The organism is Halomonas sp. HK25 (assembly GCF_047795635.1).
In the GTDB taxonomy this organism is placed as follows: Bacteria; Pseudomonadota; Gammaproteobacteria; order Pseudomonadales; family Halomonadaceae; genus Halomonas.
Map to the genome: position 1 here is coordinate 1,523,371 of NZ_CP181044.1, position 22,881 is coordinate 1,546,251.

A 22,881-nucleotide genomic window follows, 5' to 3' on the forward strand; every position below is an offset into this window, starting at 1 on the left:
CCATGTCTCCGATTCGTGTGGTGACGCGCTGGAGCCTGACCCTGGTGGCGCTGCTGTTGGCGTCGCTGGCCCTGTTGCTGCTGGCGCTGCGCCTGGTGCTGGCGCTGGCCGATGGACTCACGCCGAATCTGGAGGCGCTACTCTCGGCGCGCTTCGGCGCCGAGGTGCGCATCGCCGAGCTCGACACCCGCCTGGCCGGCCTGGACCCGATGCTCTCCCTCGACGCCCTGAGCATCCGCACCCATGAGCGCGGGGTGCCGCTGCTGGAGGTCGAGGGTGGCTACTTGCGCCTGGACACCCTGGCCAGCCTGGGCGCCGGGGTGCCGGTGGTGGAAGATGCCAGGCTCTCCGGGGTGACGCTGCACCTCTACCAGACCCCCGAGGGCGGCTGGAGCTGGCCCGACCCCGCCGAATTGCCCCCCGAACTCCAGCCCAGCGGCGAGCTCGACCTGGAGCGTCTCGACTTCTGGGTCGGGGTGCTGCTGCGCCAGCGCGCCTGGGTCGAGGACCTGCGTCTGGTGCTGCACGGCCGGGAGCGGCGCGTGGTGCTCGAGGCACCGCGACTGTTGATGACCGGCGACGATCGGCGCGCCCATCTGGAGGGGGAGATCCGCCTGGAGGGGGACCCCGACGCCGCCATGCAGGTGGCCCTGGAGGTGCTGCCCGGCGCCATGGGCTTCCGCGACTTCAGCGCCGCCCTGCAGGCCGACATGCGGCTCGACAGCCTGATCAGCCTGGCGGAGGTGCTGGGCCGCGGTGAGCCCCTGCGCCTCGACGAATCCAGCGGCCGAGCTCGGCTGTGGGGCCGCTGGCACCGGGGCCAGCTGGCCGATGCGAGGCTGGATCTGGCCATCACGCGGCTGGCGATGAGCCATGCCGACGACAACGGCGATCGCCACGCCATCGCGCTCACCAAGGTAGAGGGGCGCGGCCAGTGGTTGCGCCGCGACGCCGGCTGGGAGGCCTGGTTCGAAGGCGACGCGGTGAGCCCGGAGTCGGCCGAGCCCGACGCCCTTGAGGCCCGCTGGGGGCCAGCGCTGCCCCATCGCTGGCAGCTCGCCGGAGATGCCGACGGCTGGTGGCTGGACACCAGCGGCTTCGACCTGGGGTCGCTTGCCGCCTGGCGCCACCGGGTGCCGTTGCCGGAGGCCCTGGCTCGGGTGGTGGACACCCTGGACCCCCGCGGGCAGGTCAATGGCTTTCGTCTCGGACACCGCGATGGCCAGTGGCTGGCCCGGGCGGCGCTGAACGAGGTGGAGGTCTCCCCCTGGGGGCAGGCGCCCGGTGGTGGCCCCCTGGACATGTGGGTCGAGGCCCGCGATCTGACCGGTCGGGTGCGCTTCGCCGGGGCCCAGGGGGCCAGCCTGCACTTCCCCACGCTGTTCGCCGATTCCATGGAGCTGGATCATGCCGCCGGGGAGGTGACCTGGGCCTACGACGGCCCGCGCACCCTGGTCAGCGGTCGCGAATTGCGTGTGGGTTGGAACGGTGCCGAGGTGGAGGGCGGCTTCGGCCTCGCCCTGGGCGGAGGTCAGCGCGGCGGCTTCGGCCTGTCGTTGGGGTTCCGGGAGGTGGACGCCGTGGCGACGCCGCTGGCGGAGTGGCTGCCGGTGGGGATTCTCGGTGACGAGCTGCGCGAGTGGCTCGACGGCGTGGCCGGCCGGGTCCCGGAGGGCTCGCTGCGTCTGCACCTGCCCCTGGCCGGTGGCGCCGAACGCATCGCCCCGAGCTTCGGCCTGGAGTTGGCCATCGAGGAGGGACGGCTTGCCTTCGATCCGGCCTGGCCGGCCCTGACGAACGTCGGGGGCCGGCTCTCCCTGCAGGACACCACCCTGGAGGCGAGCCTCGAGCGGGCCGAGAGCCAGGGGGTGATGGCCCACGATGGCCGCGTGCGCCTGGTCGATGAGCGTCTCGAGGTGGAGGGCGAGCTTGTCGCCTCCGGCGAGGCGCTGAGCCGCTACCTGCTGGCCATGCCGGTGGAGGGTGTCGAGGCCGTCGCCGACTGGCAGGCCGAGGGCAGCGTCGAGGGACGGCTCGCCCTGGCGCTGCCCCTGGGTGAGCCCGGTGGGCTCGATCTCGCCATCGAGACCGAGGCCAACCTGGCGCGGCTCGAGTACCTTCCCCTCGGACTGGTATTCAGCGATCTCTCCGGCCCCCTGGCCTGGCGCCAGCGTGGCGAAGAGGGCGGCCTCGAGGGTCACATCGAGGGCCGGCTGCTGGGCGGAGCGGTGCGTGCTGACATCGACACCCTGGCGGGGAGCCTGGCCCTTTCCGGCAGCGCCGAGGCCTCGGCGCTGGCGCGCTGGGCGGAGCTCCCGGCCCTCGCCGCGCCGCTCGCCGGCCGTTTTCCCTGGCAGGGCCGGTTGGCCATCGGCGAGGCGACCACGCGCCTGCGGCTCGACAGCACCCTGGAGGGGCTGGCCATCGACCTGCCGGCACCGCTCGGCAAGAGCGCCGGCGAACGGCGGCCGCTGCGGCTCGACATGGACCTTACCGAGGGGCGCCTGGAGGGCAACCTGGGCGACGCGCTGTCGCTGCGCTGGCGTGCACAGCCCGGCGACGGGCCGGGCCAGGGCCAGGTCTGGTTGGGCCGCGCACCCACCGCCGGCTGGCCCCAGGGCGAGGGGTGGTGGGTCGATGCCTATCAGCCGCGCCTGGATCCGGCGGCATGGGCCGAGGCGCTGGGGGGGCTCGAGGGCCTGGAGGGCGGTGACGGTGCGGGCGTGCTGCGCGAGGTTCGCCTGGTCACCGACTGCCTGGTCAGCGATGACCACTGCATCGGGTCGCTCTCCGCCGAGGTCCGCCCTCAGGCGGGGGGCGGTTGGCGAGTGGCGCTGGACGGCAGCCTGCTGGCGGGCCAGCTCGACTACCGCCCCGGACTGGCCCAGCCTCTGGACATCAGCCTGATGCGCCTCTCCCTGGACGGCCTGTCGCCGCAGCCTGGGGCCGTGGGGTCGCTGTTCGACGAGATCACCACTCCGCCCGAGGCGGCGCCGCTGCCCGGCTGGGTGGGGGGGCTGCCCGATGGCCGCCTGCGCATCGCCGACATCGAGCGCGGCGGCCAGCGCCTGGGACCCTTTACCGCTCGCTGGCAGGCCACGCCGGAGCGCCTCACCGTCTCACCGCTGGGCCTGACCCTGGGCCAGATCAGCGCCCGAGGCGAGCTGGTCTGGGAGGCCGCCGGGGACGCCGACACCCTTTCCCGGGCGCGGCTCGACCTGGACGGCCGCGACCTGGGCACGGCCATGGAGCGGCTGGGCCAGACCGCGATGATCCGCAGCGCCGAGACCCGAGTGACGAGTCAGCTGGCCTGGCCGGGGGCGCCCTGGCAGTTCGCCCTGGAGCGTTCCCGGGGTAGCGTGGAGGCGGAGCTGCGTGACGGGCGCTTCGTCAATGTCGCCTCGACGCCCGCTCGGCTGGTGGGCCTGCTCAACGTCGATAACCTGGTGCGCCGCCTGCGTCTGGACTTCTCCGACGTGACCGGCCAGGGCACCGCCTTCGATCGTGTCAGCGGAGCGGCGACCCTGTATGGTGGCATACTGGAAACCCGGGGGCCGGTGGTGGTCGAGGGCCCGGCGACCCGCTTCACCCTGGACGGGCGCGTCGACCTGGCGCGGCGGGAACTGGACCAGCGACTGGAGGTCACGGTACCCATCAGCCGCAATCTGCCACTGGCGGCGGTGATCGCCGGCGCGCCGGTGGTGGGCGGGGCTCTGTTCATCGCCGACCGCCTGTTCGGCGACGCCATCGATCGTGTGACCCGAATTCATTATCGCGTGCGAGGTCCCTGGACCGCGCCGCAGATCTCAGTGGAAAGTGCCGAATGACTGCATCCCGACCTAGCCTGCTCGACGAAGCCGAAAGCGTCCTGCTCACCCCCGGAGGGCTGACCCTCGACGATCTGGATCTCGGCCTCGGCCACGCCCTGGGCCCCGGCATCGACTACGCCGACCTCTACTTTCAGCGCAGCTGGCACGAGGGCTGGGTGCTGGAAGATGGCGAGGTAAAGGAGGCGAGCTACAACATCGACGGCGGCGTCGGCGTGCGCTCCCTCGCCGGCGAGAAGACCGGCTTCGCCTACTCCAACCAGATCACCGCCGATGCCCTGGCCGAGACCGGTCGCACCGCCGCCGGCATCGTGCGCAGCGGCATGAGCCTGGCGGTGGCGCCGCGGGTGGTGGTACAGAGTGAGGCCCGTTACGGCGGGGTAGACCCGCTCACCGGCCTCAGCGCCGAGGAGAAAATCGCCCTGCTCAAGGAGGCCGACCGTGTAGCCCGGGCCGCCGATTCGGCGGTTAGCCAGGTCAGCGCGTCCCTTACCGGCGTGCATGAGGTGGTGCTGGTGCGTGCCAGCGACGGCACCCTGGCGGCGGACATCCGCCCGCTGGTTCGCTTCAACGTCAGCGTGATAGTGGTCAGGAACGGCCGCCGCGAGCGCGGCAGCGCCGGGGGCGGCGGCCGTTACCCCATGTCGCGGCTGCGCGACGAGGGCGTGGCCGAGCGCTTCGCGAAGGAGGCGGTGCGCCAGGCGCTGGTCAACCTGGAGGCCATCGACGCCCCGGCCGGCCAGTTGCCGGTGGTGCTGGCGCCGGGCTGGCCCGGCATCCTGCTCCACGAGGCGGTGGGCCACGGCCTGGAGGGTGACTTCAACCGCAAGGGCAGCTCGGCCTTCGCCGGCCGCATGGGCCAGCGGGTCGCGGCGAAGGGCGTCACCGTGGTGGACGACGCCACCCTGGCCGACCGGCGCGGCTCGATGACCATCGACGACGAGGGCACGCCGGGACAGTGCACGACGCTGATCGAGGATGGCATCCTCACCGGCTACATGCAGGACAAGCTCAACGCCCGGCTGATGGGCATGGCACCCACCGGCAACGCCCGGCGCGAGTCCTTTGCCCACCTGCCGATGCCGCGCATGACCAATACCGTCATGCTGGCCGGCCAGGATGATCCCGCGGACATCCTCAAGAGCGTCAAGCGCGGCCTCTATGCGGTGAGCTTCGGCGGCGGCCAGGTGGACATCACCTCGGGCAAGTTCGTCTTCTCGGCCAGCGAAGCCTATCTGGTCGAAGATGGCCGGATTACCGCGCCGGTGAAGGGCGCGACCCTGATCGGCAACGGCCCCGAGGCCATGGGGCGGGTGTCGATGATCGGTAGCGACATGGAACTGGATACCGGCATCGGCGTGTGCGGCAAGGAGGGCCAGGGCGTGCCGGTGGGCGTGGGCCAGCCCACCCTGAAGTTGGACGAGCTGACCGTGGGCGGCACGGCGTCGTGAGTGAACGTGCCTGCGCTCGCCCATTCGGCGTTGGCGCTCGGCTCGCCATGCTCATTTAGGGCCCCTAAACTCCGCTGGCTCGCCGAACGCCGCCTTGTCTGGCCTTCGCTCGGCGACGTTCCGCGAGGGGGATTAAAGCCCCGCGGTATCGCGGATCAGCTTGAACAGCTTGCGGGCGCTGGCCGGGGGCTTGTCCTTTTCGCGCTCGCGCTGGGCGTTGCGGATCAGCTGGCGCAGGGCCTGGCGGTCGACTTCGGGGTAGTCGGCGATGAAGGCCTCCACGGCGGCGTCGCCCTCGTCGAGCAGACGATCCCGCCAGGATTCCAGGCGATGAAAGGCGTGGTCACGGCGCAGTTTTTCCTGCTCGATCTCGTCGTAGACGGCCTTGATTGCCTCGAGGTCCTCGCGGCGCATGACCTTGCCCACGTACTGCATGTGGCGCCGGCGCCCCTCGTGTGAGCGCACGCGGGAGGTCTCCTCCACGGCGGCCAGCATGTCGTCGGAGAGCGGAAAGCGGGCGCGCTCGGCGGGGGTCATGGCGATGATCGCCTCGCCCAGCGCCTGCAGGGCGTGCATCTCCCGCTTGAGTTGGGACTTGCTGGGGCGTTCGTCTTCGTCGGGCTGCTGCTGGATAAGCTGGTCGAGCAGCGCGAGGGGGGAATCCTGAGACATGCCGCATCCATGGTTGAGGCTTGAGAATTCACACAGTATACCAGCCCGCGGCGGTGGGCTTGAGCGCAACATCACGAGGAGAGACCCATGACACAGGCATTCGATGCCGCCGCCCAGCAGGCCCTGCTGGAGACCCGCGCCCAGATGGCCCTGGAGCGGGCCCGTCGGCTCGGCGCCGACGCCTGCGAGGTGGGCGCCAGCGTGGATCAGGGCGTCGGCGTAAGCGTGCGTGAGGGCGAGGTGGAGACGGTAGAGCTCTCTCGGGACCAGGGCATCGCCGTGACCGTCTACGTGGGCAAGCGCAAGGGCAGCGCTTCCTCCACCGACGCCGGGGAAGCGTCGATCCGCGCGGTGGTGGAGAAGGCCATAGCCATCGCTCGTCACACCGGCGAGGATCCCGCCTCGGGGCTGGCCGATGCCGAACTGATGGCCCGCGAGTTGCCCGACCTCGACGTCCATCACCCCTGGGCGCTTTCCACCGAGCAGGCCATCGACCTGGCGCTGGCCTGCGAGTCCGCCGGTCGCCGCCGCCCGGGCATCATGAGCTCCGACGGCGCCTCGCTTTCCAGCGGTGAGGGCGTGCGCGTCTACGCCAACAGCCACGGCTTCCTGGGCAGCCAGCGCGGCAGCCGCCACTCGCTCTCCTGCATGCTGATCGCCCAGGACGAGGGGGGCATGCAGCGCGACTACGACTACACCAGCGCGCGCAACCCGCGCGACCTGCTGGCGCCCGAGCGGGTCGGCGAGAGCGCCGCCGAGCGGACCCTGCGTCGCCTGGGTGCCGGTCGCCCGGCAACGGGGCGGATGCCGGTGCTGTTCGATCCGACCCTGGCGGGAGGGCTGATCGGCTCATTGATGGGAGCCATCGCCGGCGGTGCCCTCTATCGCCAGGCCTCCTTCCTCTGCGACCGCCTCGGCGACGGGCTCTTCCCGGAGTGGTTCAGCCTCCAGGAGCGGCCCATGGAGGTGGGCGCCATGGCCAGCTCGCCCTTCGACGGCGACGGTGTGCAGACCCGCGACAACGTCTTCATCGAGCAGGGCCGCCTGGCGAGCTATATGCTCTCCGCCTACAGCGCCCGGCGCCTGGGGAGGCAGACCACCGGCAACGCCGGCGGCGCCCGCAACCTGCGCCTCACCGCGCCGCTGGCATCAAGGGAGCAGCTGCTGTCGCAGATGGGCCGCGGCGTGCTGGTCACCGAGCTGATGGGGCAGGGCGTCAATGCCGTAACCGGGGACTACTCCCGGGGGGCGGCGGGCTTCTGGGTGGAGAACGGCGAGATCCAGCACCCGGTGGAGGAGTTCACCATCGCCGGCAACCTGGAGGCGATGTTCAAGGGCCTGGCCGGCGTCGGCAGCGATACCGACACCCGCGGCAGCATCCATACCGGCAGCTGGCTGATCGACGAGATGACAGTGGCCGGCAGCTAGGCCGGGCTGCGCCCGGAGCTGGAAGTCCCCGGCTTCGCCGGGAGCTGGAAGAACGCCTGCTTCGCAGGCTTAAGCTTGAAGAAAAGGCTTGACACCTGGTTGGGTGGCAACATGCTGGCTTCCAGCTTCCAGCTTCCAGCTTCCAGCTTCCAGCTTCCAGCTTCCAGCTTCCAGCTTCCAGCTTCCAGCTTCCAGCTTCCAGCTTCCAGCTTCCAGCTTCCAGCTTCCAGCTTCCAGCTTCCAGCTTCCAGCTTCCAGCTTTCACTCGTCCTCGTGGAATCGGGCCTCGAAGAGCGCCTCTATGGCATCGAGGGCCGCCTCGGCATCCTCGCCCTCGGCAGTCACCGTAAGCTCGGTACCGCAGGGGGCGGCCAGCATCAGCAGCGACATGATGTTGGCGGCCTCGCCCTGCATGGCGCCATTGGCCACGCCGATGCGGGCTTCGAAGGGTTGGCAGCACTGCACCAGCTTGGTGGCGGCGCGGGCGTGCAGGCCTCGCCGGTTGGTCAGGGTCAGCTTGCGTTGCGGCACGCTCAACGTCCTTGATGAGGTGTGACGGCAGCCGCCGGATCCGGCGGCGGCGGGGGCAGTGAGTCGTGGATGCCCAACTCGCGGTGGCGCAGCCGGACCAGGGGGTGGGTAGTGGCCAGGCTGGCGGCCAGGCGCTCCGCCAGGTAGACCGAGCGGTGCTGTCCGCCCGTGCAGCCGATGGCCACCGTCAGATAGCTGCGGTGGCTGGCCAGGTAGGCGGGCAGCCAGCGCTCTACCCAGGCTTGGATATCGCGACGCATCTCGTCGACCAGCGTATACCCCTCCAGGAAGGCGATGACCTCCGGGTCTCGGCCGGTGCTGGCGCGCAGCTGCGGGTCCCAGTAGGGATTGGGCAGGCAGCGGGCATCGAACACCAGGTCGGCGTCCAGCGGGACCCCGCGCTTGAAGCCGAAGGACTCGATGGTCAGGGTGAGCTGGTCGGGCTGGTGGCGTGCCACCTGGTCGGCGATGCGCCCCCGCAGCTCGTGGACCGACAGCCGAGAGGTGTCGATGACCAGGTCCGCCAGGTCGCGAATCTCGGCGAGCGCCAGCTCCTCCGAGTCGATTGCCTCGGCCAGGGTCATCTGGCTGTCGCGGGTCAGCGGATGGCGGCGGCGCGTTTCCGAGTAGCGCTCCAGCAGGATGCGAGCATCGGTGGTCAGGTAGATCACCTGGCAGTCGATACCACGGGCACACACTTCCTCCAGCAGGCTGGGGAAGCGCTGCAGTGCCTGGGGCAGGTTGCGGGCGTCGATGCTGACGGCAATGGACGAGCGCGGCGACTGCGGCCCCTCGAGCTCGTCAACCAGGGAACCGAGCAGCATGGCTGGCAGGTTGTCGATGGCGTAGTAGCCGAGGTCTTCCAGGGCCTGCAGCGCGATCGACTTGCCTGAGCCGGAGCGACCGCTGATGATCACGAGCTGCATGGGGGTCTCCTGGTCGTCAATCTGGCCGGGCGGCCCGCGGGGCATCTACGCCTGTCGTCGGATCGCCTCGATGAGTCGTTCGTGGAGCTCGCGCTGACTTTCGCTCTTGCGCAGCCCGCTGCGGGTCTCGGCATTGTTCATGACGCCGGCCACCTGGGCCAGCAGGGCCAGGTGAGCGTCGTCGGCCTCCTCGGGCACCAGGAGGACGAACACCAGGTCGACCGGCTCGCCGTCGATGGCGTCGAAGTCCACCGGCTCGGCCAGCTTCAGGAAGCCGGCGATGGGGGCCTTGCAGTGAGGGCTGCGGGCATGGGGGATGGCCACCCCGTTGCCGATACCGGTACTGCCCAGTCGCTCGCGCCCGATCAGCCGGCTGAACACCTCCTGGCTGTCGAGGCTGGGCGTATTCTGAGCGATGAAGGTGCTGAAGAACTCCAGCACCCGTTTCTTGCTGCCCCCGGGGACACTGAACAGGATGCGCTCCGGAGGCAGGATGGTTTCCAGTGACATGGCAGGCTCAGCGAGCGCCGGCGCCCTGGGCGCGGGCCTGGGCCTTTTCCTTGTGCTTGACCAGCTGGCGGTCCAGCTTGTCGGCCAGGGCGTCGATGGCGGCATACATGTCGACATCCTGGGCCTCGGCGTGCAGGTCGGCACCGGCGGCGTGCAGGGTACAGGCGGCGTGCTGACGCTCCTTCTCCACGGACAGGGTCACCTGCACGTTGGTGATGTTGTCGTAGTGGCGCTCTACGCGGGCCAGTTTTTCGTCCACATAGCCACGCAGGGCATCGGTCAATTCCACATGATGGCCGGTGATGTTGACTTGCATGACACGCTCCTTGGTCGTTGGTTATGGCCCGATTGTAACCCTTTTTCCTGCCTTGCATACCCCTCGTGCTGCCCCCGTCTCGGTAGGCCTGATGTGGGTCATCGAAGCCGCTTGCGCTCGCTGGAGGAGGGGATGCCCATGGCCTCCCTGTACTTCGCTATCGTCCGTCTGGCCACCTGGATGCCGGCCTCCTCGAGCAGAGTCACCAGCTTGCTGTCGGAGAGCGGCTTGCGCGGAGGTTCCTCCTGGATCAGCTTGCGGATCCGGGCGCGGATAGCGGTGCTCGAGTGGGCGTCGCCCTCGCCGCTGCCCCCCACCTGACTGGAGAAGAAATACTTGAGCTCGAAGACGCCGCGGGGGGTGTGAATGTATTTCTGGGTGGTGACCCGCGAGATGGTCGATTCGTGCATCTCCACGACCTGGGCGATGTCGGCCAGGATCAGCGGCCTCATCGCCTCATCGCCCTGTTCGAGGAAGTCGAACTGGCGGGTCATGATCTCGCGCCCCACCCGCAGCAGGGTGTCGTTGCGGCTGGAGAGGCTCTTCATCAGCCAGCGCGCCTCCTGAAGATGGTCCTTGAGGAACTGGTTGTCCTGGCTCTTGTCGGCGCGGCGGATCAGCGCGGCGTAGTCGGGCTGGATGCGCAGTCGCGGCAGCGCCTCGGGGTTGAGTTCCACGTGCCAGCCGCGGCTGTCGTGGCGGGCCACCAAATCGGGGATCACATAGTCGCTCTCGACGCGTGAGAAGGCGCTGCCGGGTCGGGGGTCCAGGGAGCGCACCACGGCGATGGTCGTGTCCAGGGCATCGTCGTCCAGGCCCAGGCGGCGCTTGAGCAGGCGCCGATCGTCTCCGGCCAGGGCCTCGAGGAACTGGCGAACCAGCCGGCGCGCCTGGGGCAGCAGCGGGGTGTCGTCGGGAAGCGCGGCGAGCTGCAGCATCAGGCACTCGCGCAGGTCCCGGGCGAACACGCCGGTGGGCTCGAACTGCTGCAGGCGGAGCAGCACATGCTCGACCTCGGCGCTGCGCAGGCCCTCGAGCCCCTGGGTTCTCAGGCCGTCGCGGATCTCGTCCAGAGGCTGGGCCAGATAGCCGGCGCCGTCCACGGCGTCGACCAGGCTCTCGGCGACCTGGCGCTCGCGTGGGGCCAGGTCGGTCATGGCCAGCTGCCAGGTCAGGTGCCCCTGCAGGCTCTGGGCCGCCGCCTCGCGTTCGAAGTCGGGTCCCTCGCCACCGCCGGCGGGGGCGCCCATGTCCTGATAGGTATCCGACCAGTCGCTGTCGGTGACGAGTTCGTCGGGGATCTCGCTGGCCCAGTCGTCCTCCGGAGTCTCGCTCACTGCCTGCTCGCCGAAGTCCTCCTCGAGCTCCAGCATGGGGTTGGACTCCAGCGCCTGCTGGATCTCCTGGCGCAGGTCGAGGGTGGAGAGCTGCAGCAGGGCGATAGCCTGCTGGAGTTGAGGTGTCATGGTCAGCTGGGTACCGACGCGCAGCTGCAGGGAGGCTTTCATGGCCATCGTGATGGTCTGCCCTCGTGTGCCGGAAAGTGGCCGGAAGGCCTCACCCTAGCCCGGGTGTTGCGGGCATGCAAGCATCAATGCTGCAACTTTTGTGCCAGCCGCAATCGGCATGCCGTCATGGGATAACGATAGATATATCATGCGATTGCGGTGGAAAGGGTCGTGGCTGGAAGGGGCTGCGGTCAGAGACGGAAGTCCTGGCCCAGGTAGACATCGCGCACCCGCTGGTTGGCCAGTATCGCCTCGGCGTTTCCCTCGGCGATGATCTGGCCATCGCCCACGATATAGGCGGTGTCGCAGATATCCAGGGTCTCGCGGACGTTGTGGTCGGTGATCAGTACGCCGATGCCGCGGGCCTTGAGCTGGCGGATGACGCCCTTGATCTCGCCGACCGAGATGGGGTCGACCCCGGCGAAGGGCTCGTCGAGCAGGATAAAGGCGGGTTCCGTGGCCAGCGCCCGGGCAATCTCCACACGCCGCCGTTCACCGCCGGAGAGACTCATGCCGAGGTTGTCGCGGATGTGGGTCACATGGAACTCCTCGAGCAGCTGCTCGAGGCGTGCCCGGCGTCCCTCGCGGTCGAGGTCCTTGCGGGTCTCGAGGATCGCCATGATGTTGTCGGCCACGGAGAGCTTGCGGAAGATCGACGCCTCCTGGGGCAGGTAGCCGATGCCGGCACGGGCGCGTTCGTGCATGGCGGCTCGGGAGAGGTCCCGGTCGTCGATGGCGACCTCGCCGGCGTCGGCGCGCACCAGTCCCACGATCATGTAGAAGGAGGTGGTCTTGCCGGCGCCGTTGGGACCGAGCAGGCCGACGATACTGCCCTGGCGGATGGCCAGGTTGATGTCCTTGACCACGCGGCGGCGCTTGTAGCTCTTGGCCAGGTGGCGGGCATGGAGGGTCTTCATGGGTGGCCTTACTGCTCGGGCTGGAGGGTCATGCGGATGCGCTGGCGTCCTTCGACGCCCTCGCCCTCGCTGCGGGCCTGGACCACGCGACGGTCGAGGAAGTATTCCAGGTAGCCACCGTCGAAGGTGTCACCGCCCTGATGCAGCTCGGCGCGGTCGATCAGTTCCATGCGCCGTTCGGCCACGTGGTAGATGATGGTGCGGCCCCAACCGCGCACCATCGGCTCACTGGGGTCGGGCTGCTGTTCCAGGTAGGCGCGTTCGCCGGTGGCGATGGCCCGGGAGAGCTGGCCCTGGGCGTTGCGCCGGATCTCCACCCGGTCGCCGGTCAGGCGCATGCTGCCCTGGCGGATATCCACGGCGCCGGTGTAGACGGCGGTGCCGGCGCGGTCGTCCAGGTCGAGGCGGTCGGCCTCGACCTCGATGGGGGCCTCGGCGTCGCGGCCCTGGGCCAGGGTCGGCGCGCTGGCCAGCGGCAGCAGCAGTGCCAGGCAGAACAGCAGGGCAGGCGTTCGCGTCATGGCTGGGGGTCCTCTCGGGTCTCGGGCGGATGGTGGCCGCGCACATTGTCGGTCAGCCGGGCGCGGTTGTCATGGAGCCAGGCGTCGAAGCGCTCGCCGCTCATGCGCTGGGGGGGCTGGCGCAGCAGGGCGGGGGTGTCGCTCCAGGCGTGCCCGCTGTCGGCGTCATAGTGGAGCACCTCGGTGTCGAGCTGCCAGCGCTCCTCGGGGGCGTGGAGACGGGCGCTGCCGGAGAGCGTCAGCGGGTTGCCGCCGGGGCCCAGCACGCCGCTGTCGGCCTCGGCGAGCCAGGTGCGCCCGGCATTGTCGTGGATCCGGGCGTCGGGGGTCTCGAGGCGGGTGATGTCGTCATGGGGCGTGTGCACCAGTCGCGGGGTGTCGACGCGCTGGTGGGCACGCCCTTCGGCGTCGAAGCGGGTCAGGCGCGCCCCCTCCAGGTAGAAGTCGGGTTCGCCGGCCGCGTCCCGTGGCACCGCCCCGGGCTCTCGCACGCTGCGAGAGTCCAGCAGCACCAACACGCCGCCCAGCGCCACCAGCAGCAGGAACAGCCAGACCCGGAACGATGGCCGCGGCAGGGTCATGGGGTCAGCCGGCCCCGTGCAGATAGGTGTCGAGCACCGCATCCCAGTGGCCCTGGGCCCTGAGCAGGGTGTCGCAGATCTCGCGGGCCGCCCCCTGGCCGCCGCCCCTAATCGTTAGCCAGTCGGCGTGCTTCTGGATGTACTCGGGGGCATTGGGCACGCTGATGCCCACACCGGCGCGGCGGATGGCGCCCACGTCGGGCATGTCGTCGCCGCAGTAGGCGACCTGGTCGAACTCCAGGCCGAGGCGGGTACAGAGGTCGCGCAGCACCGGGAGCTTCCTCTCCACGCCCTGGAAGACATGCTGAATCCCCAACGCCGCGGCGCGGTGGCTCACCGTGGGCGAGTCGCGGCCGGTGACCAGCGCCACCTCGATACCGGCACGCTTGAGCAGCTTCAGGCCGTGGCCGTCCTGGACGTTGAACGCCTTGATCTCGATGCCGTCGGCCTGGAAATAGAGTTGGCCGTCGGTGAGCACGCCGTCGACGTCCAGGGCCAGCAGGCGGATGCGCCGCAGGCGGTCCACCAGTCGGGGGTCTTGAAGGGGAATGGTGTGGGGCATGGAAGCTCCGGTTCGGTGAGTGGGAATCAGATCACGCCGCTGGCCAGCAGGTCGTGCATGTGCAGGGCGCCCACCGGGCGCCCCGTCTCGTCGACCACCGCCAGGGCGGAAATGCGATGATCCTCCATCAGCTTTACCGCCTCGGCGGCCAGCATCTCCGCCGCCACCCGCTTGCCGGGGCGGGTCATCACCTCATCGACGACAAGGTTCGAGAGGTCATTGTGCTGGTCGAGGGTGCGGCGCAGGTCGCCGTCGGTGTAGACCCCGGCCAGTTGGCCCTGGTCGTCCACCACGCAGGTAAAGCCGAGCCCCTGGCGGGTGATCTCCAGCAGGGCGTCACGCAGCGGGCTGCCCAGCGGCACGATCGGGAGCCTTGCCCCGTCGTGCATCAGGTCACCGACCCGCAGCAGAAGCCGCTTGCCGAGGCTACCGCCGGGATGCGAGAGGGCGAACTCCTCGGCGGTAAAGCCGCGGGTCTCCAGCAGCGCTACCGCCAGTGCATCGCCCAGTGCCAGTGCGGCGGTGGTGGAGGCGGTGGGCGCCAGGTCCAGCGGGCAGGCCTCGCGCTCGACCCCGGCGTCGAGGTGTGCTTCGGCGTGGCGCGCAAGCGTCGAGGCGGGGCGGCCGGTCATGCTGATCAGCGGCACGCCCATGCGCTTGAGCAGCGGCAGCAGGGCGGTCACCTCGGCGGTCTCGCCGGAATTGGATAGCGCCAGCACCACATCGCCGGGCGTGATCATGCCCAGGTCGCCGTGGCTGGCCTCGCCGGGATGGACGAAGAAGGCGGGCGTACCGGTACTGGCCAGAGTGGCGGCGATCTTGCCGGCAACGTGGCCCGACTTGCCCATGCCGGTGACGATCACGCGGCCACGGCAGGCGAGGATCAGCTGGCAGGCGCTGTCGAAGTCGGCGTCGAGTCGCTCGACCAGGGCGCCGATGGCCTGCTGCTCGAGTCGCAGGGTGCGCCTGGCGCTGTCGCGCAGCAGGGAGGGGGCCGTGGCCTGGGGGTTATGTGGTGTCATGGCGATGATTGTTGCCTGTTGCGCGGGTTCACTCAAGTGGCGACGCCGAGGCTGGTCAGGCCGACCCAGGCCAGATAGCCCAGATAGCTGGTCGCCAGCAGGGCGCCGGGGAGTCTCCCGACCCGTCCGCGGCGCTGCCACAACAGCAGCATGCCCAGCGCCAGGGTCAGCGCCAGCATTACCGGGTAGTCGCGCCCCGCGGCCGCAGGGTCGCTGGGCCCGGGAGCCAGCAGGCCGGGAATCGGCAGCACGACGAGCAGGTTGAAGAGGTTGGAACCGATGACGTTGCCGATGGCGATATCGTGATGGCGCTTGAGCGCGCTGGCCACGCAGGCGACTAGCTCCGGTAGGCTGGTGCCGATGGCGACTACGGTCAGTCCGATGACCAGTTCGCTGACGCCCAGGCCACGGGCCAACTCGCTGGCGCCCCACACCACGGCTCGGGAGCCGACGGCGAGCACCAACAGGGTGGCCAACAGCCAGGCAAGCGCCCGAGGCAGCGGCATATCGGGGACCTCGCCGGTGGTGGCATCGGGGGTGTCCGGGGTATCGGCGCGAAACAGCCACCACAGGCTGAAGACCAGCAGCAGGAGCAGGAAGACGGCGTCGAAGCGGCCGAGGAAGCCATTGGCCAGGGCATAGCCGGCCAGTCCCGTGGCTCCCAGCAGCAGCGGCAGCTCGCGACGCACGATGGAGAAGCGGACCGGGATCGGCACGATCAGGGCGGTGATGCCCAGCACCAGGCCGATGTTGGCGATGTTGGAGCCCAGGGCGTTGCCGGTGGCCAGGTCGGGGATGCCGTCCAGGGAGGCCATCGTCGAGACCACCATCTCCGGCGCCGAGGTGCCCAGCGCCACCACCGTCATGCCGACCAGCAGGGTGCTCATGCCGGCCTTGCTTGCGGTGGCTGCCGCCGCGCCCACGAAGCGGTCGGCGCTCCAGAGCAGTGCCGCCAGACCCAGCAACACGACGATCAGCGGTACCAGCATGGGGTGTCCTTGGCCAGAATTCGGGAAGGGCGCATTAGACGCGCTGACCCCGCCGAGCGCAAGGGCGGTGGGCATGTCGCTGGCGCGTTCATGGGTAGTTAGGATACAATGTTCGATAATTTTTCCCGGGGCTAACGAGGGGGTTGACGAGCCGATGAGTGACACTCCCTTCGTGGTGGTGGAGGGTCTGCATTTTTCGCGAGGTGACATGGAGATCTTCCGCGGCGTTGATCTCTCCATCCCGCGGGGCAGAATTACCGCCATCATGGGTCCCAGCGGTACCGGCAAGACCACAATGCTGAAGCTGATCGGCGGGCAGCTCACGCCCGATTCGGGTCGCGTGCTGATCGACGGTGAGGATGTTCATCGCCAGTCGCGCCGCGCGCTGTTCACTATGCGCCAGCGCATGGGCATGCTGTTCCAGAGCGGGGCGTTATTCTCGGACCTCAGCGTGTTCGAGAACGTCGCCTTTCCGCTGCGCGTCCACACCGATCTGCCCCAGGCGATGATCCGCGACCTGGTGCTGATGAAGCTCGAGGCGGTGGGACTGCGCGGCGCTCGGGGGCTGATGCCCGCGGAGCTCTCCGGCGGCATGGCGCGCCGTGTAGCGCTGGCCCGGGCAATGGCCCTGGACCCGGAGTTGATCCTCTACGACGAGCCCTTCGTCGGCCAGGACCCGATCTCCATGGGCGTGCTGGTGCAGCTGATCAAGCGGCTCAACGAAGCGCTGGGGCTCACCTCCATCGTGGTTTCCCACGATATCAAGGAGACCCTGACCATCGCCGACTACGTCTACGTGATCGCCGACGGCCAGGTAATGGCCCACGGCACTCCCCAGAGCCTCGACGTGGACCAGGACCCCCGGGTCAGCCAGTTCGTGCACGGCGAGCCCGACGGTCCGGTTCCCTTTCACTATCCGGCGGTGGACTTCTTCACCGATATCCTCGAACCGGGAGGACGGCGATGATCGCTCGCATCATTAGCCTGGGGCGGCGTGGCTGCGACCTGCTCGAGTCGCTGGGCCGCGCCGGTATCTTCGTGGCCCGGTCTGCCGTCGGCGTGCCGTCCCGGGAGGGCTGGCACCTGTGGGTGCGCCAGATGCACTTCGTGGGCGTGCTGTCACTGGCCATCGTGCTGGTCTCGGGGCTGTTCATCGGCATGGTGCTGGCGCTGCAGGGCTACACCCTCCTGGTCGACTTCGGCGCCGAGCAGGCGCTGGGACAGATGGTGGCGCTGTCGCTGTTGCGCGAGCTGGCGCCGGTGGTGGCGGCGCTGCTTTTCGCCGGTCGCGCCGGCTCGGCGCTGACCGCCGAGATCGGCCTGATGAAGGCCACCGAGCAGCTCTCCAGCATGGAGATGATCGGCGTTGACCCGCTGCGCCGGGTGGTGGCGCCGCGCCTGTGGGCGGGGTTTGTGGCCCTGCCGCTTCTGACTATTGGCTTCAGCGTGGTCGGCATCTACGGGGGCTACCTGGTGGGCGTGGAGTGGCTCGGTGTCTTCGAGGGCTCCTACTGGGGCAATATGCAGTCCAGCGTCGAGTTCATCGGTGATATCGGTAACGGCATGGTCAAGAGCCTGGTCTTTGCGGTGGTAGTGACCTGGATCGCCGTGTTCCAGGGCTACGACCTGGTGCCCACCTCGGAGGGGATCTCCCGGGCCACCACTCGGACGGTGGTCTACTCCTCACTGGCTGTGCTCGGCCTCGATTTCGTGTTGACTGCAGTGATGTTCGGCGGCCTCTCCTGATCATGAGAGAGGGGTGGCGGCAAGCCTTGATGTTCGGAGAGAGATGATGAAACGCAGCAAGATCATGGAGCTGGGGGTGGGGCTGTTCATGCTCGCCGGCATTCTTGGCCTGGTATTCCTCGGCCTGCGGGTCAGCGGGATGACCCTCCAGGCCCCTGGGGACACCTTCCGCCTGGAGGCCAATTTCGCCAACATCGGCACCCTCAAGCCGCGGGCACGGGTGACCATGGCCGGCGTGACCGTGGGCCGGGTGTCGACGATCGAGCTGGATACCGACTGGTACGACGCCCGGGTCATCCTGGAGCTGGACGGCGACCTGGAGGGCAGGCTCTCCCGGGACACCACCGCGGCGATTCTCACCGCCGGCCTGCTCGGCGAGCAGTACATCGGGCTCTCCGTGGGCGGCGACCCGGAGACCCTGGCCAACGGTGACACCCTGCGTGACACCCAGTCGGCCATCGTGCTGGAAGAACTCATCCAGCAGTTCGTGTCCAATCTGGTCAGCGATTGATGCTTAGGCGTCGGTCTGGTCAATTTCAAGGAGAGTGTCTGCATGAACCGCGTTTCCCGTCCCTTCCGTTCACTGCTGGTCGGCCTGGTGCTGGCCCTGTTTGCCCTGCCGGCTGCGGCGGCCCCCGAGCGCACCCCCGAGCAGGTGATCCGCCTGAGCGTCGAGACACTGACTGCCGAGATCGAGGGGCGTCGCGACTACTTTGCCGACAACCTCGACGAGCTCAAGGGGCTGGTCGACGACAGCCTCGATGACATCGCCGACTTTCGCTATATCGGCGCCAGCGTGATGGGTCGCTACTTCCAGAATGCCACGCCCCAGCAGCGCTCGCGCTTCGCCGACACCTTCCGCAAGACCCTGATCGACACCTACACCAAGGGCCTGGTCACCTTCGACTACCGTGAGTTGCGCGTGCTGGACAATCAGCGGCCCCAGCGCCACGAGGATCAGGCCAGCGTCGATATGGAGGTGGTGGCCACCAACGGTCAGGTCTATCCGGTCAGCTATTCGCTGCGCCTCAATGGCAATGAGTGGCGGGTGGTCAACGTGATAGTCAACGGCATCAACCTCGGCCTGACCTTCCGCAACCAGTTCGATCAGGCGATGCGCGACCAGGGCCGCGATTATGACGCGGTGATCGACGGCTGGGCACCCGAGCTCGCCGTCGAGGAACTGGAGGAGGGCGGCAGCGCATGACCCGGCTGCTGGAGAGTGGGAACGTGCGCCTGGAGGCGGAAGGCTGCGCGCTGAAGGTCGAGGGACAGGTGGGCTTCGAGGCGGCCACGGCGCTGGCCGAGGCGGGTCGAGGTTGGCTCGCCGCCCAGCCCGCGAGCACCCGGGTCAGCTTCGACCTCACCGGCGTAGCCGACGTCAGCAGCGCGGCCCTCAGCGTGATGCTGGAGTGGGCCCGCGCCGCCCGCGCTGCCGGCCTCGAGCTGCAGGTGGTGCGTCTCTCTCCGGCCCTGCGCCGGCTCGCCGACCTCGCCGGGCTGGAGCGTCTGCTCCCCGTGGAAAGCGCCGCCGCCTGAAGCCGTGGCTGCGCCGAGATCGCCAAGCGACGCGCTTTTCATTACCATGGGGCATCCCCGTATCGTGCCATCGGCCGCGTCGCGCCCGGTGGCCTTCCCGTTTCAGACACAGGAGTGCCGTACCATGCACCCCAGCGAAGTCAAGGCGCTGCTCGAGTCGCGTATCGACGGCTGCGAGTTTCATATCCAGGGCGAAGGCTGCAATTTCCAGGTGGTGGCCGTGGGTGAGGTCTTCAGTGGCCTCTCGCCGGTCAAGCGCCAGCAGCTCATCTACGGCGCACTCGCCGAGGAGATCGCCTCCGGCGCCCTGCATGCGGTGAGCATCAAGACCTATACCCCGGCGCAGTGGAACAGCGCGCCGGAAAACGCCGGCGCCTGAGATCGAGCCCCCATGGACAAGTTGATCATCACCGGCAATGGGCCGGTCGACGGCGAGGTGTGGGCCAGCGGCGCCAAGAACGCCGCCTTGCCGATTCTCTGCGCCACCCTGCTCTCCGAGGAGCCGGTGACCATCGGCAACCTGCCGCACCTTCAGGACATCACCACGACGCTTGAGCTGCTCGGCCATCTGGGCCTCGAACCGGTGATGGGCGAGAAGATGACCATCCAGCTCGACGGCGCCCAGGTGAAACACTGCGACGCTCCCTATGAGCTGGTCAAGAAGATGCGCGCCTCCATCCTGGTGCTGGGGCCGCTGATCGCCCACTTCGGCCACGCCGACGTCTCCCTGCCGGGCGGCTGCGCCATCGGCTCGCGGCCGGTGGACCTCCACCTGCGCGGACTGGAGGCCATGGGCGCCGAGATCCGCGTCGAGGGCGGCTACATCCGCGCCCGGGTCGACGGACGGCTCAAGGGCGCCACCATCTTCTTCGATACCGTGACGGTCACCGGCACCGAGAACCTGCTGATGGCGGCGACGCTGGCCGACGGCACCACGGTGCTCGAGAACGCCGCCAGGGAGCCCGAGGTGGTCGACCTGGCCGAGTGCCTGATCAAGATGGGGGCCAATATCCGCGGTCACGGCAGCGATACCATCGTCATCGAGGGCGTCGAGCGCCTTCACGGCGCCTACCACGACGTGATGCCGGATCGCATCGAGACCGGTACCTTCCTGGTGGCCGCTGCGCTCTCCCGGGGTCGCGTCAAGGTGCGTCGCACCCGCGCCGATATCCTCGAGGCAGTGCTCGCCAAGCTGGAGGAGGCCGGCGCCGAGATCACCAGCGGAGGCGACTGGATTGCGCTGGACATGCACGGCAAGCGCCCGCGGCCGGTGAATATCCGCACCGCCCCCTATCCGGCCTTCCCCACCGACATGCAGGCCCAGTTCGTGGCCATGAACGCGGTGGCCGAGGGCACCTCCCGGGTGGTGGAGACCATCTTCGAGAACCGCTTCATGCACGTGCAGGAGCTCAATCGCATGGGGGCGAAGATCGCGCTGGAGGGCAACACGGCGGTGATCGAGGGGGTCGAGCGGCTCTCCGGCGCCCCGGTGATGGCCACCGACCTGCGCGCCTCGGCTTCCCTGGTGATCGCGGCGATGATGGCCGAGGGCGAGACCCGGGTCGACCGCATCTACCATATCGACCGCGGCTACGAGTGCATCGAGGAGAAGCTGCAGCTTCTCGGCGCCCAGATCCGACGCGTGCCCGGCTAAGGACGACCAAGGCGAAAGCATGAGCAAACAACTGATCCTGGCCCTCTCCAAGGGCCGCATCCTCGACGAGACCCTGCCGCTGCTGGCCGACGCCGGCATCACCCCGGCCGAGGACCTGGGCAGGAGCCGCAAGCTGCTGTTCGACACCAACCTGCCGGACGTCAAGCTGGTGGTGATCCGCGCCACCGACGTCCCCACCTACGTGCAGCTGGGCGCCGCGGATCTCGGCGTGGCTGGCAAGGACGTGCTGCTCGAGCACGGCGCCGAGGGGCTCTACGAGCCGCTGGATCTGGAGATCGCCCGCTGCAAGCTGATGACAGCCGGGATCACCGGCGCAGAGCCGGCTCGTGCGCGGCGTCGTGTGGCCACCAAGTTCGTCAAGGTGGCGCGGCGCTGGTACGCCGAGCAGGGCATCCAGGCCGAGGTGATCAAGCTCTACGGGGCCATGGAGCTGGCGCCGCTGATGAACCTGGCCGACGAGATCGTCGACATCGTCGATACCGGTAATACCCTGCGCGCCAACGGCATGGAGCCCCGCGAGCTGATCGCGTCGATCTCCACCAGGCTGGTGGTCAACAAGGCCTCAATGACCATGAAGCATGCGCGCATCAAGCCACTGCTCGAGCGCCTCGGCCAGGCCGTGGCCGTCCGCCGGCCAGTCGTCGTTTGAGAAAGCCACCGCCTGAGGCCGGCCCGCGCGGACGATAGCCCCGGCGTTTCGACGCCATAGCCGCGTTGCCCTTGTCCGGCGCGTCCTGGCGTCGAACAATGCAGGATTCACCCGATTCGTGACGGAAGCTGCCATGACCGAGACAACCGCCCCCTCCGGCATCGACCGGCTCTCCACCGCCGATGCGAGTTTCGAAGACCGCCTGACGACCCTGCTGGCCTGGGAAGGCGTCTCCGATGCCGCAGTGCAGCACCGTGTCGACGAGATCATCGCGGCGGTGAAGAGCCGCGGTGACGCCGCCCTGGTGGAGACCAGCAACCGCTTCGACCGCCTCTCGGTCGCAAGCATGGCCGAGCTGACCCTCTCCGCCGAAAAGCTGCGCCAGGCCTATGAGGGCCTGCCCGCCGAGCAGCGTGAGGCGCTGGCCCAGGCAGCCGAGCGCATCCGCCTCTACCACGAACGTCAGAAGCCCGAGTCCTGGCACTACACCGAGGCCGACGGCACCGTGCTGGGTCAGCAGGTGATGCCGCTGGATCGCGCCGGCATCTACGTGCCCGGCGGCAAGGCCGCCTATCCCTCCTCGGTGCTGATGAACGCCATCCCCGCCCATGTGGCCGGGGTGCGCGAGATCATCATGGTGGTGCCGACCCCGGACGGCGTGCTCAACGAGCTGGTGCTGGCCGCGGCCCACCTGGCCGGCGTCGATCGGGTGTTCACCGTGGGCGGCGCCCAGGCGGTGGCGGCCCTGGCTTACGGCACCGAGACGGTGCCGCGGGTGGACAAGGTCGTCGGCCCCGGCAACATCTACGTGGCCACCGCCAAGCGCGCGGTTTTCGGCCAGGTGGGCATCGACATGATCGCCGGCCCCTCTGAGATCCTGGTGATCTCCGACGGAGGCACCGACCCGGACTGGCTGGCCATGGACCTCTTCTCCCAGGCCGAGCACGACGAGGACGCCCAGGCGATCCTGGTGAGCTGGGATGCCGAACACCTCGAGGCCGTGGAGGCCGCCATCGACCGGCTGCTGCCGACCCTGGAGCGCCATGAGATCGTGCGCGAGTCGCTCTCCCGTCGCGGCGCGCTGATCCACTGCCGCGACCGCGCCGAGGCGATGAGGCTGATCAACCGCATCGCCCCCGAGCACCTTGAGCTCTCGGTGGCCAACCCCGAGGGTTGGCTGCCGGAGATTCGTCATGCCGGGGCCATCTTCATGGGCCGCTATACCGCCGAGGCGCTGGGTGACTACTGCGCCGGGCCCAACCACGTGCTGCCCACCTCGGGCACGGCGCGCTTCTCCTCGCCGCTGGGGGTCTACGACTTCCAGAAGCGCTCCTCGATCATCCACTGCACCGCCGAGGGCGCATCCCGGCTCGGCAAGGTGGCGTCAGTGCTGGCGCGGGGCGAATCGCTAACCGCCCACGCACGCAGCGCCGAGTACCGCATCAAGGAGTGAGCCCGTGCCGATCGGGTGCACTCGCAGGGACGCACAGGGCCCCGCCGCATGGCGGGGC

24 protein-coding genes are annotated in these 22,881 nt (G+C 69.1%); 12 read left to right on the top strand and 12 right to left on the bottom strand.

All coding sequences use genetic code 11. The features are described 5' to 3' along the window. Positions 1-2: 2 nt before the first annotated feature. Both ACM26W_RS07300 and tldD read left to right on the top strand, forming a co-directional pair. Positions 3-3,827 carry a YhdP family protein gene (locus ACM26W_RS07300; RefSeq protein WP_416140167.1) on the top strand — a complete coding sequence of 1,275 codons (3,825 nt, stop codon included), beginning with the start codon at positions 3-5 and terminating at the stop codon, positions 3,825-3,827. Beyond that, positions 3,824-5,278: a metalloprotease TldD gene (gene tldD, locus ACM26W_RS07305; protein ID WP_416140168.1), complete on the top strand. Its 1,455-nt coding sequence runs from the start codon at positions 3,824-3,826 to the stop codon at positions 5,276-5,278. The genes ACM26W_RS07300 and tldD overlap by 4 nt, the downstream gene beginning before the upstream one ends. Positions 5,279-5,410: 132 nt before the next feature. On the opposite strand, the gene yjgA is transcribed toward tldD, so the two are convergent. Then, positions 5,411-5,950, bottom strand: coding sequence for a ribosome biogenesis factor YjgA (gene yjgA, locus ACM26W_RS07310; protein ID WP_416140169.1), 540 nt, complete (start codon positions 5,948-5,950; stop codon positions 5,411-5,413). Positions 5,951-6,037: 87 nt separating this feature from the next. Between yjgA and pmbA the strand changes: the two genes are divergently transcribed. Then, positions 6,038-7,378, top strand: coding sequence for a metalloprotease PmbA (gene pmbA, locus ACM26W_RS07315; protein WP_416140170.1), 1,341 nt, complete (start codon positions 6,038-6,040; stop codon positions 7,376-7,378). A 261-nt stretch (positions 7,379-7,639) separates the two neighbouring features. Here pmbA and ACM26W_RS07320 read toward each other — a convergent pair whose 3' ends face one another. The 11 genes from ACM26W_RS07320 to ACM26W_RS07370 form a co-directional block, all read right to left on the bottom strand. Continuing rightward, a complete protein-coding gene (locus tag ACM26W_RS07320) occupies positions 7,640-7,909 on the bottom strand; it encodes an HPr family phosphocarrier protein (protein ID WP_416140171.1) in 270 nt (89 codons plus the stop codon). Positions 7,910-7,911: 2 nt separating this feature from the next. After that, on the bottom strand, positions 7,912-8,835 hold the full coding sequence (gene rapZ, locus ACM26W_RS07325; protein ID WP_416140172.1) for an RNase adapter RapZ: 924 nt from the start codon (positions 8,833-8,835) through the stop codon (positions 7,912-7,914). Between the two features lie 45 nt (positions 8,836-8,880). Next, entirely contained in the window at positions 8,881-9,345 is a 465-nt protein-coding gene (gene ptsN, locus ACM26W_RS07330; RefSeq protein ID WP_416140173.1) for a PTS IIA-like nitrogen regulatory protein PtsN, read from the bottom strand. A 7-nt stretch (positions 9,346-9,352) separates the two neighbouring features. After that, complete coding sequence (gene hpf / locus ACM26W_RS07335; RefSeq protein WP_416140174.1) at positions 9,353-9,661, bottom strand: ribosome hibernation-promoting factor, HPF/YfiA family; 309 nt, start codon at positions 9,659-9,661, stop codon at positions 9,353-9,355. A 98-nt stretch (positions 9,662-9,759) separates the two neighbouring features. Further along, on the bottom strand, positions 9,760-11,175 hold the full coding sequence (locus tag ACM26W_RS07340) for an RNA polymerase factor sigma-54 (RefSeq protein WP_416140175.1): 1,416 nt from the start codon (positions 11,173-11,175) through the stop codon (positions 9,760-9,762). A 185-nt stretch (positions 11,176-11,360) separates the two neighbouring features. Continuing rightward, the gene (lptB, locus tag ACM26W_RS07345) at positions 11,361-12,086 is read right to left on the bottom strand and encodes an LPS export ABC transporter ATP-binding protein (protein ID WP_416140176.1); all 726 of its coding nucleotides are present in this window, start codon (positions 12,084-12,086) and stop codon (positions 11,361-11,363) included. Positions 12,087-12,094: 8 nt separating this feature from the next. After that, positions 12,095-12,607 carry a lipopolysaccharide transport periplasmic protein LptA gene (lptA, locus tag ACM26W_RS07350; protein ID WP_416140177.1) on the bottom strand — a complete coding sequence of 171 codons (513 nt, stop codon included), beginning with the start codon at positions 12,605-12,607 and terminating at the stop codon, positions 12,095-12,097. Beyond that, positions 12,604-13,188 carry an LPS export ABC transporter periplasmic protein LptC gene (lptC, locus tag ACM26W_RS07355; RefSeq protein WP_416140178.1) on the bottom strand — a complete coding sequence of 195 codons (585 nt, stop codon included), beginning with the start codon at positions 13,186-13,188 and terminating at the stop codon, positions 12,604-12,606. Before lptC ends, lptA begins: the two co-directional genes overlap by 4 nt. 4 nt (positions 13,189-13,192) lie before the next feature. After that, the gene (locus ACM26W_RS07360; RefSeq protein ID WP_416140179.1) at positions 13,193-13,750 is read right to left on the bottom strand and encodes a KdsC family phosphatase; all 558 of its coding nucleotides are present in this window, start codon (positions 13,748-13,750) and stop codon (positions 13,193-13,195) included. A 26-nt stretch (positions 13,751-13,776) separates the two neighbouring features. After that, entirely contained in the window at positions 13,777-14,772 is a 996-nt protein-coding gene (locus ACM26W_RS07365) for a KpsF/GutQ family sugar-phosphate isomerase (protein ID WP_416140180.1), read from the bottom strand. A gap of 32 nt (positions 14,773-14,804) precedes the next feature. Then, the gene (locus ACM26W_RS07370; RefSeq protein WP_416140181.1) at positions 14,805-15,761 is read right to left on the bottom strand and encodes a calcium/sodium antiporter; all 957 of its coding nucleotides are present in this window, start codon (positions 15,759-15,761) and stop codon (positions 14,805-14,807) included. Positions 15,762-15,915: 154 nt separating this feature from the next. Here ACM26W_RS07370 and ACM26W_RS07375 point away from each other — a divergent pair, with 154 nt between their 5' ends. From ACM26W_RS07375 to hisD, 9 genes are all read left to right on the top strand, one after another. Next, on the top strand, positions 15,916-16,728 hold the full coding sequence (locus tag ACM26W_RS07375) for an ABC transporter ATP-binding protein (protein ID WP_416140182.1): 813 nt from the start codon (positions 15,916-15,918) through the stop codon (positions 16,726-16,728). Further along, positions 16,725-17,507 carry a lipid asymmetry maintenance ABC transporter permease subunit MlaE gene (gene mlaE, locus ACM26W_RS07380; RefSeq protein WP_416140183.1) on the top strand — a complete coding sequence of 261 codons (783 nt, stop codon included), beginning with the start codon at positions 16,725-16,727 and terminating at the stop codon, positions 17,505-17,507. Before ACM26W_RS07375 ends, mlaE begins: the two co-directional genes overlap by 4 nt. Positions 17,508-17,553: 46 nt before the next feature. Continuing rightward, positions 17,554-18,018, top strand: a complete 465-nt coding sequence (gene mlaD, locus ACM26W_RS07385) for an outer membrane lipid asymmetry maintenance protein MlaD (RefSeq protein WP_416140837.1) — start codon at positions 17,554-17,556, stop codon at positions 18,016-18,018. A 42-nt stretch (positions 18,019-18,060) separates the two neighbouring features. Continuing rightward, positions 18,061-18,714 (top strand): MlaC/ttg2D family ABC transporter substrate-binding protein, encoded by a 654-nt coding sequence (locus ACM26W_RS07390; RefSeq protein WP_416140184.1) that lies wholly within the window; start codon positions 18,061-18,063, stop codon positions 18,712-18,714. Continuing rightward, positions 18,711-19,046, top strand: a complete 336-nt coding sequence (locus ACM26W_RS07395; RefSeq protein ID WP_416140185.1) for an STAS domain-containing protein — start codon at positions 18,711-18,713, stop codon at positions 19,044-19,046. Before ACM26W_RS07390 ends, ACM26W_RS07395 begins: the two co-directional genes overlap by 4 nt. A gap of 124 nt (positions 19,047-19,170) precedes the next feature. After that, positions 19,171-19,425: a BolA family protein gene (locus ACM26W_RS07400; protein WP_416140186.1), complete on the top strand. Its 255-nt coding sequence runs from the start codon at positions 19,171-19,173 to the stop codon at positions 19,423-19,425. A gap of 12 nt (positions 19,426-19,437) precedes the next feature. After that, complete coding sequence (gene murA / locus ACM26W_RS07405) at positions 19,438-20,700, top strand: UDP-N-acetylglucosamine 1-carboxyvinyltransferase (protein WP_416140187.1); 1,263 nt, start codon at positions 19,438-19,440, stop codon at positions 20,698-20,700. Between the two features lie 19 nt (positions 20,701-20,719). Continuing rightward, positions 20,720-21,370 carry an ATP phosphoribosyltransferase gene (gene hisG / locus ACM26W_RS07410; protein ID WP_416140188.1) on the top strand — a complete coding sequence of 217 codons (651 nt, stop codon included), beginning with the start codon at positions 20,720-20,722 and terminating at the stop codon, positions 21,368-21,370. A 133-nt stretch (positions 21,371-21,503) separates the two neighbouring features. After that, the gene (gene hisD / locus ACM26W_RS07415) at positions 21,504-22,823 is read left to right on the top strand and encodes a histidinol dehydrogenase (RefSeq protein ID WP_416140189.1); all 1,320 of its coding nucleotides are present in this window, start codon (positions 21,504-21,506) and stop codon (positions 22,821-22,823) included. Positions 22,824-22,881 lie beyond the last annotated feature (58 nt).

Coding starts and splice junctions, on each gene's coding strand:
- hisD (WP_416140189.1), top strand. CDS start 21,504: ATGACCGAGACAACCGCCCCCTCCGGCATCGACCGGCTCTCCACCGCC.
- mlaD (WP_416140837.1), top strand. CDS start 17,554: ATGAAACGCAGCAAGATCATGGAGCTGGGGGTGGGGCTGTTCATGCTC.
- ACM26W_RS07375 (WP_416140182.1), top strand. CDS start 15,916: ATGAGTGACACTCCCTTCGTGGTGGTGGAGGGTCTGCATTTTTCGCGA.
- hisG (WP_416140188.1), top strand. CDS start 20,720: ATGAGCAAACAACTGATCCTGGCCCTCTCCAAGGGCCGCATCCTCGAC.
- ACM26W_RS07360 (WP_416140179.1), bottom strand. CDS start 13,750: ATGCCCCACACCATTCCCCTTCAAGACCCCCGACTGGTGGACCGCCTG.
- murA (WP_416140187.1), top strand. CDS start 19,438: ATGGACAAGTTGATCATCACCGGCAATGGGCCGGTCGACGGCGAGGTG.
- ACM26W_RS07300 (WP_416140167.1), top strand. CDS start 3: ATGTCTCCGATTCGTGTGGTGACGCGCTGGAGCCTGACCCTGGTGGCG.
- lptB (WP_416140176.1), bottom strand. CDS start 12,086: ATGAAGACCCTCCATGCCCGCCACCTGGCCAAGAGCTACAAGCGCCGC.
- ptsN (WP_416140173.1), bottom strand. CDS start 9,345: ATGTCACTGGAAACCATCCTGCCTCCGGAGCGCATCCTGTTCAGTGTC.
- ACM26W_RS07390 (WP_416140184.1), top strand. CDS start 18,061: ATGAACCGCGTTTCCCGTCCCTTCCGTTCACTGCTGGTCGGCCTGGTG.
- ACM26W_RS07395 (WP_416140185.1), top strand. CDS start 18,711: ATGACCCGGCTGCTGGAGAGTGGGAACGTGCGCCTGGAGGCGGAAGGC.
- lptA (WP_416140177.1), bottom strand. CDS start 12,607: ATGACGCGAACGCCTGCCCTGCTGTTCTGCCTGGCACTGCTGCTGCCG.
- mlaE (WP_416140183.1), top strand. CDS start 16,725: ATGATCGCTCGCATCATTAGCCTGGGGCGGCGTGGCTGCGACCTGCTC.
- ACM26W_RS07340 (WP_416140175.1), bottom strand. CDS start 11,175: ATGGCCATGAAAGCCTCCCTGCAGCTGCGCGTCGGTACCCAGCTGACC.
- ACM26W_RS07400 (WP_416140186.1), top strand. CDS start 19,171: ATGCACCCCAGCGAAGTCAAGGCGCTGCTCGAGTCGCGTATCGACGGC.
- yjgA (WP_416140169.1), bottom strand. CDS start 5,950: ATGTCTCAGGATTCCCCCCTCGCGCTGCTCGACCAGCTTATCCAGCAG.
- hpf (WP_416140174.1), bottom strand. CDS start 9,661: ATGCAAGTCAACATCACCGGCCATCATGTGGAATTGACCGATGCCCTG.
- tldD (WP_416140168.1), top strand. CDS start 3,824: ATGACTGCATCCCGACCTAGCCTGCTCGACGAAGCCGAAAGCGTCCTG.
- lptC (WP_416140178.1), bottom strand. CDS start 13,188: ATGACCCTGCCGCGGCCATCGTTCCGGGTCTGGCTGTTCCTGCTGCTG.
- ACM26W_RS07365 (WP_416140180.1), bottom strand. CDS start 14,772: ATGACACCACATAACCCCCAGGCCACGGCCCCCTCCCTGCTGCGCGAC.
- ACM26W_RS07370 (WP_416140181.1), bottom strand. CDS start 15,761: ATGCTGGTACCGCTGATCGTCGTGTTGCTGGGTCTGGCGGCACTGCTC.
- pmbA (WP_416140170.1), top strand. CDS start 6,038: ATGACACAGGCATTCGATGCCGCCGCCCAGCAGGCCCTGCTGGAGACC.
- rapZ (WP_416140172.1), bottom strand. CDS start 8,835: ATGCAGCTCGTGATCATCAGCGGTCGCTCCGGCTCAGGCAAGTCGATC.